General features: G+C 73.5%; 9 protein-coding genes. 4 read left to right on the plus strand and 5 right to left on the minus strand.

What is annotated here, in order from left to right; translation table 11 throughout:
* Positions 1 to 31 precede the first annotated feature (31 nt).
* The 3 genes from shc to BL253_RS23085 form a co-directional block, all read right to left on the minus strand.
* Positions 32 to 2,218, minus strand: a complete 2,187-nt coding sequence (gene shc, locus BL253_RS23075) for a squalene--hopene cyclase (protein WP_476644120.1) — start codon at positions 2,216 to 2,218, stop codon at positions 32 to 34.
* A 619-nt stretch (positions 2,219 to 2,837) separates the two neighbouring features.
* The gene (locus BL253_RS23080) at positions 2,838 to 3,812 is read right to left on the minus strand and encodes a TetR/AcrR family transcriptional regulator (RefSeq protein ID WP_076819221.1); all 975 of its coding nucleotides are present in this window, start codon (positions 3,810 to 3,812) and stop codon (positions 2,838 to 2,840) included.
* A 361-nt stretch (positions 3,813 to 4,173) separates the two neighbouring features.
* Positions 4,174 to 5,343, minus strand: coding sequence for a Kelch repeat-containing protein (locus tag BL253_RS23085; protein ID WP_076819222.1), 1,170 nt, complete (start codon positions 5,341 to 5,343; stop codon positions 4,174 to 4,176).
* Positions 5,344 to 5,755: 412 nt separating this feature from the next.
* Here BL253_RS23085 and BL253_RS23090 point away from each other — a divergent pair, with 412 nt between their 5' ends.
* Positions 5,756 to 6,487: a DUF732 domain-containing protein gene (locus BL253_RS23090; RefSeq protein ID WP_076819223.1), complete on the plus strand. Its 732-nt coding sequence runs from the start codon at positions 5,756 to 5,758 to the stop codon at positions 6,485 to 6,487.
* Positions 6,488 to 6,502: 15 nt separating this feature from the next.
* Here BL253_RS23090 and BL253_RS23095 read toward each other — a convergent pair whose 3' ends face one another.
* On the minus strand, positions 6,503 to 7,444 hold the full coding sequence (locus BL253_RS23095) for a hypothetical protein (protein WP_241835036.1): 942 nt from the start codon (positions 7,442 to 7,444) through the stop codon (positions 6,503 to 6,505).
* A 405-nt stretch (positions 7,445 to 7,849) separates the two neighbouring features.
* Here BL253_RS23095 and BL253_RS23100 point away from each other — a divergent pair, with 405 nt between their 5' ends.
* A complete protein-coding gene (locus BL253_RS23100) occupies positions 7,850 to 9,130 on the plus strand; it encodes a CoA transferase (RefSeq protein WP_076819224.1) in 1,281 nt (426 codons plus the stop codon).
* The gene (locus BL253_RS23105) at positions 9,127 to 10,164 is read left to right on the plus strand and encodes a MaoC family dehydratase (protein ID WP_076819225.1); all 1,038 of its coding nucleotides are present in this window, start codon (positions 9,127 to 9,129) and stop codon (positions 10,162 to 10,164) included. Before BL253_RS23100 ends, BL253_RS23105 begins: the two co-directional genes overlap by 4 nt.
* Before the next feature lie 616 nt (positions 10,165 to 10,780).
* Here the strand turns inward: BL253_RS23105 and BL253_RS23110 are convergent.
* Positions 10,781 to 11,737, minus strand: coding sequence for an NAD-dependent epimerase/dehydratase family protein (locus BL253_RS23110; RefSeq protein ID WP_241835037.1), 957 nt, complete (start codon positions 11,735 to 11,737; stop codon positions 10,781 to 10,783).
* A 308-nt stretch (positions 11,738 to 12,045) separates the two neighbouring features.
* Between BL253_RS23110 and BL253_RS23115 the strand changes: the two genes are divergently transcribed.
* Positions 12,046 to 12,549 carry a nuclear transport factor 2 family protein gene (locus BL253_RS23115; protein WP_076819227.1) on the plus strand — a complete coding sequence of 168 codons (504 nt, stop codon included), beginning with the start codon at positions 12,046 to 12,048 and terminating at the stop codon, positions 12,547 to 12,549.
* The last annotated feature ends 53 nt before the right edge of the window (positions 12,550 to 12,602 follow it).

Below are 12,602 nucleotides of genomic sequence, written 5' to 3' on the forward strand. Positions count from 1 at the left end.
CGGGCCACGAACCAGACCAGGTGACCAGGGCTCAGTGGGCGTCGCCCGTGAGCGCCCGGCGGTAGCGGCCGAGGGCCATGACCGGCCAGACCAGCCGGTACAGGTTGTAGTTGATGTAGAAGTAGCCGGCGAAGCCGGTGCCGGTGTAGTAGTCCTCGTCCCAGCTGCCCTCGTCGGTCTGGGTGGCGGCGAGCCACGCGACGCCGCGGGCGGCGGCCTCGCCCTTCGCCCCGTCTCCCACCCGGTCGGCGGCGATCAGGGCGAGCAGCGCCCACGCCGTCTGTGAGGCCGTGGAGACGCCCATGCCGGCCGTCGACATGTCGTTGTAGGAGTAGCAGTCCTCGCCCCAGCCGCCGTCGGGGTTCTGCCGGGAGACCAGCCAGTCGGCGGCACGCTGGATCGCCGGGTGCGAGGCGGGCAGGCCGACGGCGCGCAGCGCGGGGACGACGCCGCCGGTGCCGTAGATGTGGTTGACGCCCCAGCGGCCGTACCAGGAGCCGTCGACCTCCTGGGAGTGCAGCAACCACTCGACCCCGCGCTTCGTGCGGGGGTCGTCGCCCAGGCCCAGCTCGCCGAGCAGCTCGACGACGTGGGCGGTCACGTCCGCCGACGGCGGGTCGGTGAGCATGCCGAAGTCCGCGAACGGGATCTTGTAGACGAGGTGGCCGGCGTTGTCGACGTCGAACGCGCCCCAGCCGCCGTCGGCGCACTGCATGCCGAACACCCACTGCAGGCCCCGGTAGGTCGCGGCCATGACCTTCTCCGGCCGGGGGTGGGAGACCCGCATCAGCGCCAGCATCACCTCGGCCGAGTCGTCGACGTCCGGGTAGGTGTCGTTCTCGAACTCGAAGGCCCAGCCGCCGACCGGCACGTCGGGGATGGGGACCGACCAGTCGCCACGCCGGGCGGTCACCTCCTGGCCGACCAGCCAGTCGGCGGCGCTGACCAGCGCCGGGTCGTTCGAGGCGAGGCCCGCGTCGGCGAGGGCGATCGTCGCCAGGCAGGTGTCCCAGACCGGAGACTGGCAGGACTCCTGCATCCGGGAGCCGTCCGGGCGGATGACGCTGTACAGGTCGAGGGAGCGCAGCGCCGCGGTGATGACCGGATGGTCCATCGGGTAGCCGAGCACGCGCAGCGCGATGATCGAGTAGGCGGTCGGCGGCTGGATCCCGCCGAAGCAGCCGTCGGCCTCCTGCCGGACGATGATCCACCGCTCGGCGATCCCGAGCGCGAGCGCGCGCAGCGGCCTGACCGGGTGGCGGTGGTAGACGTGCAGCGCCTGGTCGATCCGGTGGAACATCCAGTCCCAGGGGAGGTGCTCGAACGCCGCGGACTGGAGCCCGCGGGCGGCGCGGGCGGCGACCCTGCGCAGGAGTCCGCTCGGCAGCGGAACGCCAGGCCCGCCGCCGTCCTTGGCCCGGCCGGCCACGTCCGGTGGCTCCGGCGCGGCGTCCCGGCCGCGGCGGCGCCTGCGCGCGTCGACCGGCGTCGCCGGGGGAGCGAGGCGGGCCGCGGGAGCGCCGCTCACCGGCGGACGCGCCGCCGTCGAGCCGTCGCCGTCCGCGCCGCCGTCGCCGACGTGGAGGAGGCCGTCGATGGTCGTGTCCACCCAGGCACCCGCGGCGCGGGCGCGCCGACGGGACTTCGTGGCCGGGGCCGGGGCGGGGAAGAGCTCGTCGATCGGGAACGGCGGGGTCCCCGTCGGCCGGTGGGCCATGAGCACGGTGATCGCGACGATCGTCTGCCGGCCCCACGAGGCGAACTTGTAGATCGACAGCGGCACCTTCGCCGGCAGGAGCATCAGCTCCGGCGGCAGCACCGGCAGGTCCTCCCAGCGCCACCAGCCGAACAGCGCCAGCCAGATCCGGGTGAAGATCCGGGACGCCGGCACGCCGCCGTGGGCGCGCGTCCACGCGGCGGCGGCACGCATGTGCGGCGCGTCCGGGCTGTCGCCGACGAGGCGCAGCGCGACGTAGGACTCCACCGTCGGCGCGAGGTCGCCCGGCCCGCCGTGGTAGATGGGCCAGGACCCGTCGGCGTTCTGCCGGGACCGGATGAACCGTGCGGTGAGCTCGGCCTGCTCCTGGTTCCAGACGCCGAGCCACTTGCGCAGCATCAGGTCCTCGGCGTCGATCGAGGTGTTGCTCTCCAGGTCGCCCTTCCACCAGCCGGCGTCGTCCTGCAGCGAGCGCAGGTGCGTCACGGCGCGGTCCAGCATGTCGTCGAGCACGTCGCCATGGCCCTCGGCGCCGGCCGGGGCGATGGTGGGCACGACCAGGGCGGACGCGGCGGGCCGGGCCACGGGCGCGGCCCGGGGCGTCGTCCCGGCGGGGGCCGGGACGGCCGTGAGGGTGGGCGCGGCCGTGGTGGGCGCGGCCGTGGTGGGCGCGGCCGTGGTGGGCGCGGTGATCGCCGGGACGCCGGTGGGCGGGCGGAGGCGGGCGGGCGCGGTGCGAGCCCGGGGCGCGGCCGTGGTGGTGGCCGGCATGGCGGTGGTGGCCGAGACGGTCGCGGTGGCCGCCGAGACGCCGCCGGCGGTCAGGCTGGTGGCGAGGTCGTCGTCCGCCGCGCCGCGTGGCGCGGGGGCGAACGCGGTGGTCGGCGACCCGGCGGCAAGCGTCGTCTCGTCAGTGGTGGTCACGAGAATGCCCTTTCTCCGCTCAGGCGCGGCATGGCCAAGGCGCCTGGCGGCTACGTGACATAACGGGAATAAAGGACGGCAGCGGGCAGAATCGGGCCGCGCTGGCCGCTACTCGACCGCCTGGCGGCCGGGCATGCTGTGGGGCCGCAGGGGCGCGGGGCGCAACGGTGGTGACGGACGCGGCGGCCCGGCCGGCCTAGCCTTCGGCGGGATCGCCACTGGCCGGGCCGCCGACGCGCAGACCGGCTGGTGGGCCGGTGGGCTGCGCGGCCGTGGGCACCGAGGTCGGGCCGCAGGCCACGCCGGCCGGAGCGGGCCGGACCGGCTCCGGTCTCTCGGGCGTGGGATGGGTGGAGTCGGCAGGGACGAGCTGGTCGATGCAGTACTCGACCATGGCGAGCATCTCGTCGAGATCGTGGCCGCCGCGGGTGAACCAGCCACGTACGCCGACCTGCACGGCGGCCAGGAACGCCGCGGCCGTCAGCTGGGGGCGCAGGTCGATGCCGCGGCCCGGCGCGCGGCCGGTCTGCGGCGGGAAGCGGGGGGTGATCGCCGCGGCGAGCCGGTCGCCGAGGCGCATCATCCGCTGCAGCATCGCGGCGCTCACCGCGGGCGCCGCGTCGGCGATGAGCAGGTGCTCGACGTAGCCGCGGAACGCCGCCGGGTGCGGCGCCATCGTGGCCCAGGCGTCCAGGGAGGCCGAGCGCAGCGCCGCGAGCGGTGGCTCGTGGGCCGGGCGGCGCGCGAGCGCCGCGAGCGCGAGCTCGCCGACCTCGTCGAGCGGGGCGAGTGCGACCTCTTCCTTGGTGGCGAAGTACCGGAAGAAGGTGCGCACCGAGACCTCGGCGCTGACCGCGATCGCCTCGATCGTGGTCGCGTCGTAGCCGTACTGGGCGAACAGCGCGTGCGCGGTGTCGACGATCGTGCGGCGGGTGCGCAGCTTCTTGCGCTCCCGCAGCCCGGCCGGGACGCCCTCGTCCAGGTCCCCGGCCTCGCCGGGGCCGCCCGGCCCGCCGGGGGGAGCCGTGTCGCCCGCGGGCTGTCCCCGCTCGGCGGGCGTCGCCGTGGTGTGCCGCCCGACCGGGCGGATCACCGGGGTGCCCGCGGCCGGGGCGGTCAGGCCGGCCAGCAGGCGACGTGCCGCGGTGCCCTTCGAGGTGCCCGTCGCCATGCGTCCTCCCCCAGGAGGGTGGCTCGCCGCTGGACGGCCGCCACCTTGTCTGAGGAGATCGTATGACAGGAAATGGCAGATGGCACCAACTGCCACTTTTTTGACAGTCCCTGCGCGCGAGGCGAATCCTCCAACGTCACCATTGCTACCTCATGCTTCTGTGGTAAAGCGCACGGTAGCGAGTTGGGTGGGTATGGGCACCTTCGTCGCTTTCTGTGCGTGGATCACGTGTGAGTGCCACGGCACCGCGGCGTGACGGTCGGCTCGCGGGAAGGCCCCCTCCCGACAGGGAGGGGGCGTGGGCCGGCGGATGCCTGCCCTGGGCGGAGCCGCGCCGGCCGGGCGACCGGCGCCGGCCGGGTCACTTCGCCGTGAGCTCGGTGATCCCGTTGGACGCGTTGTCCTTGATCGTGCCACCCGCGAGGTACGCCTTGTCGCCGGTGGCGGCCGCGGCCGCGTTCTCGACGCCCTCCGGCAGGTCACCCGCGTCGGTGACGGAGTTGTCGCTCGGGTCGAACTTGTAGATCTTCGGGGACGCCTGGCCGTTCGACTGGCCGCCGGCCAGGTAGGTGGTGCCGTTTAGGGTGAACGCCGAGGCGTCCTTGAGGTCCTGGGGCAGCTTGCCGATCGTCGAGGCCTTGCCGGTCGCAGGGTCGAACTGCTGGATCGCGTCCGTCGGGCCGTTGTCGGCCTCGCCACCGAAGATGGTGACCTTCTGGTCGGAGCCGGAGCCTGTGGCCGCGACGGCCGGGTTGCGCACCGGGGTCTCCAGCTTGCCGACGTTCTGGAACGTCTTGCCGTCGTCGGTGGCCAGGATGTCGCCCTGGGTCTTGCTGCCGTCGTCGCCGCCGACCAGATAGGTCTTGCCGTTCGCCATCGCGGCCCCGTGGTTCTCCCGCGGCGCCGGCAGCTTGCCGACCTCCTGGCTGGTGCCGTTCGAGAACGTCTGGACGACGTCGGTGGCGCCGCTGCCGCCCGAGCCGTTGGTGTTGCCGCCGAAGACGGTCGGCGTGCCGTTCACGACCGTGGCGCTGGCGTTCGTCACCGGCTTGGACAGCGTGCCGGCGGAGGTCGCCGTGCCCGCGCCCGGGTCGACGGACGTCACCTGGTTGGTGGCCCGGCCGCCGGAGTCCTCGCCGCCCAGCACGAGCAGCTTGCCGTCGTCCGCGACGGCGGCGGCGTCCGTGACCCCGTTCGGCAGGGTGAACGAGGCCTTCGTGGCGGTCAGGGCGCCGGGGCCCGGGCTCGCCGTGCCGGTGGGGCTCGCCGTGCCGGTGGGTGAGCCGGTGCCGGTAGGCGTACTGGTGTCGGTGGGGGAGGCCGTCTCCGTCCCGGTGGGGAAAAGGGTCGTCGTTGTGCCCGGGCCGCCCGTGTCGAACGCCTGCGCGGAGGCACCCGGTTGGCTGTCGCCACATCCGGACACCAGTGCGGCCGTCAGCACGCAGCTGGCGACGCCCGCGGCGGCGGTCGTCGCACGGGTCGCCGGCCCGCGTCGGGGCCGGCGGGACGATGATCCGTTACGTCTGTTCACGTCGGCATCCTCACTCAGGGTGACGACGCAGACGAGTCGACCATGACCCAGCGGAGGAGGCCACGAGCCGCGACTCGCGCGCCGCGCCGCTGGCGGCTGGCCGCCGGCGGTGGCGGTGGCGGTGGCGACGGACCTGATCGGTGCGACTGGCGGCCGGGACGGAGCGAACGCCCGGCCTCCGTCGGCGCGGCCGAACCGTTCCCGCGGCGTTGTCCACGCCGTTGACGACTCCCGTCGATAGCCATGATCATCATTGGTGGCGTCCGGCTACCGACACCGATCAGCGGGCGCCGCCCGAAAGGTCCATGATGGTGGCGTTCAATGCCCGATTCGTTCCCTGGCCCGGCGCCCGCGCTGCCTTCTTCTCCTGCCGCGGCCGTCCGGGCTTCGGAGCGCTGCAGGAAGGACGGCGATGCGGCCGTTGGGGCTGGTGGCGCGGACCGTCACCGGGGTGCTCGTCGGCATGCTGGCGCTGGCGGTCGCCGGCTGCTCGCCGAGCCTGAAGGACGACATCCCACCGCGGATGACCGCGAGCCCGGCGTCGGCGCCGCCTCCCTCGGCGGGCACGACAGGCACCGCGGCCCCGCAGCCGACGGCGAGCGCCTCGCTGCCCCCCGGTGACAAGGCATACCTGGCCCAGCTCGGCCGGACGCTGCCCGACCTCGACGCCGAGGAGCAGTGGAAGATCGACCAGGCGACCTGGACCTGCACGCTGCTCGACGCCGGGATGACACTGCGCGGGGCCGCGACCACGTCGGCGCAGGTCTCCGACGACAGGCTGACCGTCGGCGACGCGGCGATCCTCGCCAGGGCCGCGGTGCCGAACTACTGCCCCAACCACACCGCCGAGCTGGCCACCGACGGYAACGCGCCGCTCGACCGGACCCTCGACGCCTACGCCCAGGGCGCCTGCTTCTGGCTCGACTACGCCCGCGAGCTCAACGACGGCGGCAAGCAGGTCGGCGACATCAACCTCGCGTACGCGGTGTACATCGCGGGCGTCGAGGCCAAGCGGTCGATGCCGCTGGACTTCCGCAGCGCCTGGCTCGCCATGACCAGCGACATCAGCACCGCGCAGGGCCTGTCCGAGCGGCGCACCCTGTGCGAGCAGCACGGCTGGGGCGGCGCCGGTCAGCCCGCCTAGGTGGGCTGACCGGGGCTAGTCCAGGGGCGACGCGGAGAGGTCGTTCTCCGTGGCGTGGAAGATCGGGGTGGCGGACGCCGCGCGGACGGTCCGGCCGGTCGGGCCGGTGGCGATGGTGGGCAGGCCGGGGTCGTAGGCGGCGAACCGCCGGGGCCAGCCGTCGGCGGTGACCGTCATCAGCAGCCGACGGGTGGCCGGCCGGTTCCACAGCGCCGCGACGGCGTCCCCGAGCTCCTCGTGGCCCTCGCGCCGCCAGGCCTCCTCCAGGAGGACGGCGAACGACGAGTACAGCATCGCCTGGCGGATCTCGGCCGCCGCGATCTCGGGCGGCACGCCGTCGTGGCCGCGGACGCCGGCGCTCGCCGCGACCTTCTCCGCGTTCCCCGGGTCGGTCAGCGCGAGCCGGCGGGCCTCGTCGACATAGGCCGGGACCGCGCCCAGCGAGGTGCTCACCCAGCGGTAGCGCCCGACGACGGACCACTCCAGCCCGCTCGCCAGGTCGTACTCGGGCGACGCGGCGAGCCAGCCGCGGATCAGCTCGGCGCGCCGGCCGAGCGAGCGGTTGAGGTTGTCGTGCGGGCTGTACTCGCGCAGCTGGCGGGTGATGCCGGCGAGCTCGTGGAACAGCTCCGCGTCGGTCGGGGCCGGCTCGGTCAGGTAGCGCAGCCGGCCCATCATGGTCAGCAGCGCCTCGGCGTCGGCGGTGTCCGACGAGCCGCGCCGGGCCTCCCGCCAGGCCTCCGTCACCCGCCGGTGCATCGCGGTGACCATGCCCGGGCTCGCGAGTGGCGGCATCGGGGCGCGCAGGTCGCGGTCGCGCCGGCGCCACTCGTCGAGGTCGATCCGGCCGTCATAGGCGGCGCGTGACAGGCCGCCGATCTCGTCGATCAGGGGGACGGGCCATCCGAACAAATAGGCCGGCGGGGCCTTGATGAGTTCGCGAATGTCATCATCCACGCGTCTCAGGATGAACCGTCCTCTTGTCGCACCCGACGCCGGGGTGATCGAGATGCTCTCCGGCAGCCAGCCCGCGCTCGGCTGGTCACCCACGGGTGGTGACCAGGGGCGGGACAGTCGTTCCTGACCGACCAGGTGGCCACGGCGGTGGGTCGATCGGGGCCTGGTCCGCCCCGGCCTGCGCGCAGGCCCGAAACCACCTCGGACGGGCACCTCGCCATACGATTCGTCCCGCCGGCCGTTCCACCTGGGGTCTCGTCACCGCCAGCCGTGGACGGCGCCTCCGTGAGCTGAGGAGCCAGACGTGCTCGCCGTCGTAAGACCTGACCGCCCGTCAGTCGTCCCGCCCGTCGCGTCGCCCGCCGCCAGCGCCGCCGTCACGGCCGCCGTCCCCGGGCGGGCCGCGTGATCGCGGCGGCGGGAGCGCGCCCGCTGGAGGGGCTGCACGTCGTCGAGTGCGCGAGCTTCGTCGCCGGGCCGACCGGCGGGATGACGCTCGCCCAGCTCGGCGCCGACGTGATCCGCATCGACCCCGTCGGGGGCGGCAGCGACTACCGGCGCTGGCCGGTGGCGCCGACGGGGGAGAGCTACTACTGGCACTCACTGAACAAGGGCAAGCGCTCCGTCGCGCTGGACATGCGCTCGGCCGAGGGCCGCGAGCTCGTCACCGCGCTGATCACCGCGCCGGGGCCGGACCGCGGCATCCTCATCGACAACGTCGTCGGCCGCCGGTGGATGGCGAGCGACCTGCTCACCGCCCGCCGGCCGGACCTGATCCACCTGCGTGTCCAGGGCTACCCGGACGGCAAGCCGGCCGTCGACTACACCGTCAACGCCGAGGTCGGCCTGCCCGGCATCACCGGCACCGAGGAGGGCGGGGCGCCGGTGAACCACGTGCTGCCCGCCTGGGACCTCGTCACCGGCCTGTCCGTGTCGACCGGGGTGCTCGCGGCGCTGCACGCCCGGGCCCGCACCGGCGAGGGCGCCTACATCGAGCTGGCCCTCTCGGACGTCGCGCTCGCCGGCGTGGCCAACATGGGCTGGCTGTCGGAGGCCGCGGCCAGCGGCCACGAGCGGCCCCGCCACGGCAACCACGTCTACGGCAGCTTCGGCGTCGACTTCGCCTGCCGTGACGGTCAGCGGGTCATGGTCGTGGCGCTGACCGAGGGGCAGTGGGCGGCGCTGTGCTCCGTCACCGGCACCGGCGCGGTGTTCGCCGCGCTGGAGACGGCCCTCGACGCCGACCTGACGCTGGAGGACGAGCGCTACCGGCTGCGCGAGACGATCGCCGCCGTCCTGCGGCCCTGGTTCGCCACCCGGGACTCCAAGCAGGTCGCCGACGAGCTCGACGCGGCCCGGGTGCTGTGGGGCCGCTACCGGGGGATGACCGACGTCGTCGCCGCGCATGCCCGCGGGGTTCACCCGGTGCTCGCCCACGTGCTGGTGCCGGCGGACGACGCGCCGCGGCGCGAGGTGCCCTCGCAGGGCGTGCCGTCGATCACCGCGCGTTCGCCGATGCGCTGGGACGGCACCTACGGCGCGCCCGGCGAGGCGCCCAGGCTAGGCGCGGACACGGCGGCCGTGCTCGCCGAGGTGCTCGGGCTGAGCGACACCGAGATCGGCGGGCTCGCCCAGAAGGGCGTCATCGCCGCGACCGGCGGCGCGAATGGCGGGGAGGGCCGATGACGACCGGGACGGCGCTGGGGACGCAGGTCGCCGAGGGGCCGTACTTCGACGAGCTGACGGTGGGTCAGGTGTTCCGCTCGGCGCCGGGGGTGACGCTGACCAGCGGGCTGGTCGACGCGCACCGGGCGATCGTCGGCGGCCGGCTCGCGCTCGCGCTGGACGCGGCGCTGTGCGCGGGCGTCACCGGCACCGCCGCGGCCGCGACGCCGCTCGTGCCGCCGAACGTCGTCTGGGACGTCGCCATCGGCCAGTCCACGGTGGTCACCCACCACGTCAAGGCCAACCTGTTCTACCGGGGGCTGGTGTTCCGGCGCACGCCCCGGGTCGGCGACACGCTGCGCACCACCACCGAGGTCGTGGCGCTGCGGCAGAACAAACCGCGTCCCGGCCGGCGGCCGACGGGCCTCGCGGTCCTGCGGATCACGACCGTCGACCAGCACGGCGACGGCGTGCTCGACTTCTGGCGCTGCGCGATGCTGCCCCTGCGGGACCCGGACCGGGCCACCGGCCACCGTGACGACACCGAGACCGTCGGCGCCCAGCCGACCCCGGCCGAGCTCGCCGCGGTCGTCGACGGCTGGGACCTGGGGCCCTTCGCCGGCCTGGTCGCCGGCCCGCGGTTCGCGGACCTCACCGTCGGGCAGGCCTGGCGCGTCGGCGGCGGCGACGTCGTCTCCAGCGCCCCGGAGCTGGCCCGGCTCACCCTCAACGTCGCCCAGGTGCACCACGACAGCGCCGCCGCCGGCGGGCGTCGCCTCGTCTACGGCGGCCACACCATCGGCATCGCGTTCGCCCAGGTCACCCGCGCCCTGCCGTCCCTGGTCACGGTCGCCGGCTGGGAGGGCTGCGACCACACCGGGCCGGTCCACGAGGGCGACACGCTGCGCGGCGAGGTCACCGTCGAGGCGCTCACCCCGCTCGCCGCCGGCGGCGGCCTGGCCCGGCTGCGCTGCCTGGTCCGTGCCGACGCCGATGACGCCGAAGCTCCCGCCCGCGACGTCCTCGACTGGCGCTTCTTCGCCGTCTTCCCCTGACACGGGCCGGGGACGGCGTTCCTCCGGAGACGCCGGTGAATCCCGGCGAGACTGAGGTGGTGGTCATCGCGGGAGGCGGATAGCCTGCCGGAGGAAGATATCCGCTCGCACTTCAGCTCGGTCTGGAGGAACGGTGGGAAAATCCGTTCGACGGGCGATCCGCGGAAGCTGCGAATACCTTGCCGGTGTTCTGGTCGCCGCGCTCTACCACGGCCGTCCTCGGTCATATACCGCGACGCGGGCTCAATACGGGTCGAGCGGGCGGGTGCCGCCGTCGGCGAGAAAGCCCCATGACGGCCCGGTGGCGCCGCGCCGTGAAGTGGACGAGATGACCCATATCTGAGCGGACGACCACGCATGGGGAACGAGAGAGATCGCTCCCGCTCCCGGCGGCGAGGCCACCACCGCCTCCCGCGGACGTTCGTCCGGCGATCCGTGAGAGCTGGATCATCATTTTCGTGTTGTCGTCGTCGTGGATCGGGCCAGATCGCGACGACGACAACACGGTCGTGGTGATCATGTGTGGCTGTGGTTGGGGAACGCGGCGCCGCGCCGATGAACCTGCGCCATCGAACCGGCGGTGGTCAAGCGCTGGTGGTCAAGCGCTGGTGGCGAGTCAGAGGCCGGTCTCGACGATTGTTCGGCGAATTCCCTCCGGCAGGGGGGTGGGAAGCCAGCCGAGTTCCTTCTGCGCCTTGGACGAGTCGGGCGTGGCGTTCCACAGCAGGTACTGGAGCTGGCAGCGGGCGATCGGCGGCGGCCTGCGGGTGATTCTCGCGACCRCCTCACCCGCCGCGGCCATCACGGCCATCACCGGCGCGGGGATGGCGCCTATCGGCGCCCGACCGCGGCCGCCGACCTCGACCACCGTCCGGGTGAGGCGGGCCACGGTCGCGTGCTCGTCGCAGAAGATATACCGCTCACCCGGCCTTCCGTGTTCCGCGGCGAGCAGGTGCCCCTGCGCGAGGCCCTCGGTGAAGACGACTCCGAACCCTCCGGGCGGGACGGCCGGAAGCAGACCGCGAAGCACCGGCCGGAACATCTGCGTCTCCATCGAGGCGTATCCGGTCGGGCCCAGGCCRTACACGGTCGCCGAATTGGCGAAGACGACCTCCATCCCGCCAGCCGCCGCCAGCACCGCCTGTTCGGCCCGCTGCTTCGAGCGCTGGTAGGGCGTTCCCTTGTCCCGGGTCGCGAGGTCCGTCTCGTCGAAGACGCCGTCTCGCGGCGCGTCGAACACGTTGATCGTGCTGGTGTGCACCATGCGCGGAACCCCGGCCGACGCGGCGGCTCGGGCGAGATTCGCCGATCCCTCGACGTTGACCCGGTCGAAGAGTGACGGATCCGCCAGCCACTGTTCAGGAACACCCATCGCGTTGTATATGACCTCGCGGCCGGCGCATGCGTCCRCCAACGTGGACGGGTCCGACACATCCCCTGGGACCAGCTCGATTCCAGAAGGAAGCTCCGCGCTGGCGCGGACGACGTCCCGGACGAGCGCACGTACGTCATGACCGGCGGCCAGCGCGGCCCTGGCCACGGCGCCGCCGACCTTGCCCGTGGCTCCGGTCACCAGTACTCGCACGCCGGCGACTCTATAGCGGGACCGGTGACCCGGCGGCACGCCTCGCGCGCAGGGTAATCGGCCGGTCTGGCAGGCCTCTTCGGCAACGGCTACCGTGGCTGCCGAGCGGTGCCAGCGAGATCGTTTCGTGGGAAGAGCGCATTCGCGAGAAGAACACGGATGGTTCGTGAGAAGAACGCAGAACTGTCGTCCGACAGTGACGCAGTGGTCTCATCGGCGGTCGTTCCCGCGGCCGGTCCTCATGCCCCGGTCCCGGTGGCTGGTGAGCCACCGAAGCCGACCATGAGGGAGAAGGCATGGACATCCATACTCTGGGTGAGATCGAGCAGATCAAGCAGCTCAAGGCGCGCTACCTGCGGCTGGTCGACGAGAAGAGATGGGACGAGTGGGCCGACGTCTTCACGGAGGACTTCCACGGACGGCTGGGTGACGTTCCCGAGGTGGAGCTCAACAGCCGCGACGAGTTCATCGCCTTCATCCGGCGGGCGATCGGGGCCGCGGTCACCGTTCACCACGGCCATATGCCGGAGATCGAGGTCGTAGGGCCGGAAAAGGCCCGCGGGATCTGGGCGATGTACGACTACGTGAAGTTCGTCGGCCCGGAGGGAGATCTCGAGCTGGACGGCTACGGGCACTACCACGAGGAATACCGGAAGTGCGAGGACGGCCGGTGGCGGATCTCCTCGCTGCGTCTCACCCGCATCATCGGAATGGTCGAGCAGCTGGAGCGGAAGCTGCCGGGGCCCGCCATCCCGGCCAGCCGGGACGCGTCGGGCAGGCAGGAGCTCGCCCGTTCCTGACGGCGCCGCGACGCCGTTCCTGACGGCGCGGCCGCACCGCCCCTGACGGCGCG

The organism is Pseudofrankia asymbiotica, from assembly GCF_001983105.1.
Classification (GTDB): Bacteria; Actinomycetota; Actinomycetes; order Frankiales; family Frankiaceae; genus Pseudofrankia; species Pseudofrankia asymbiotica.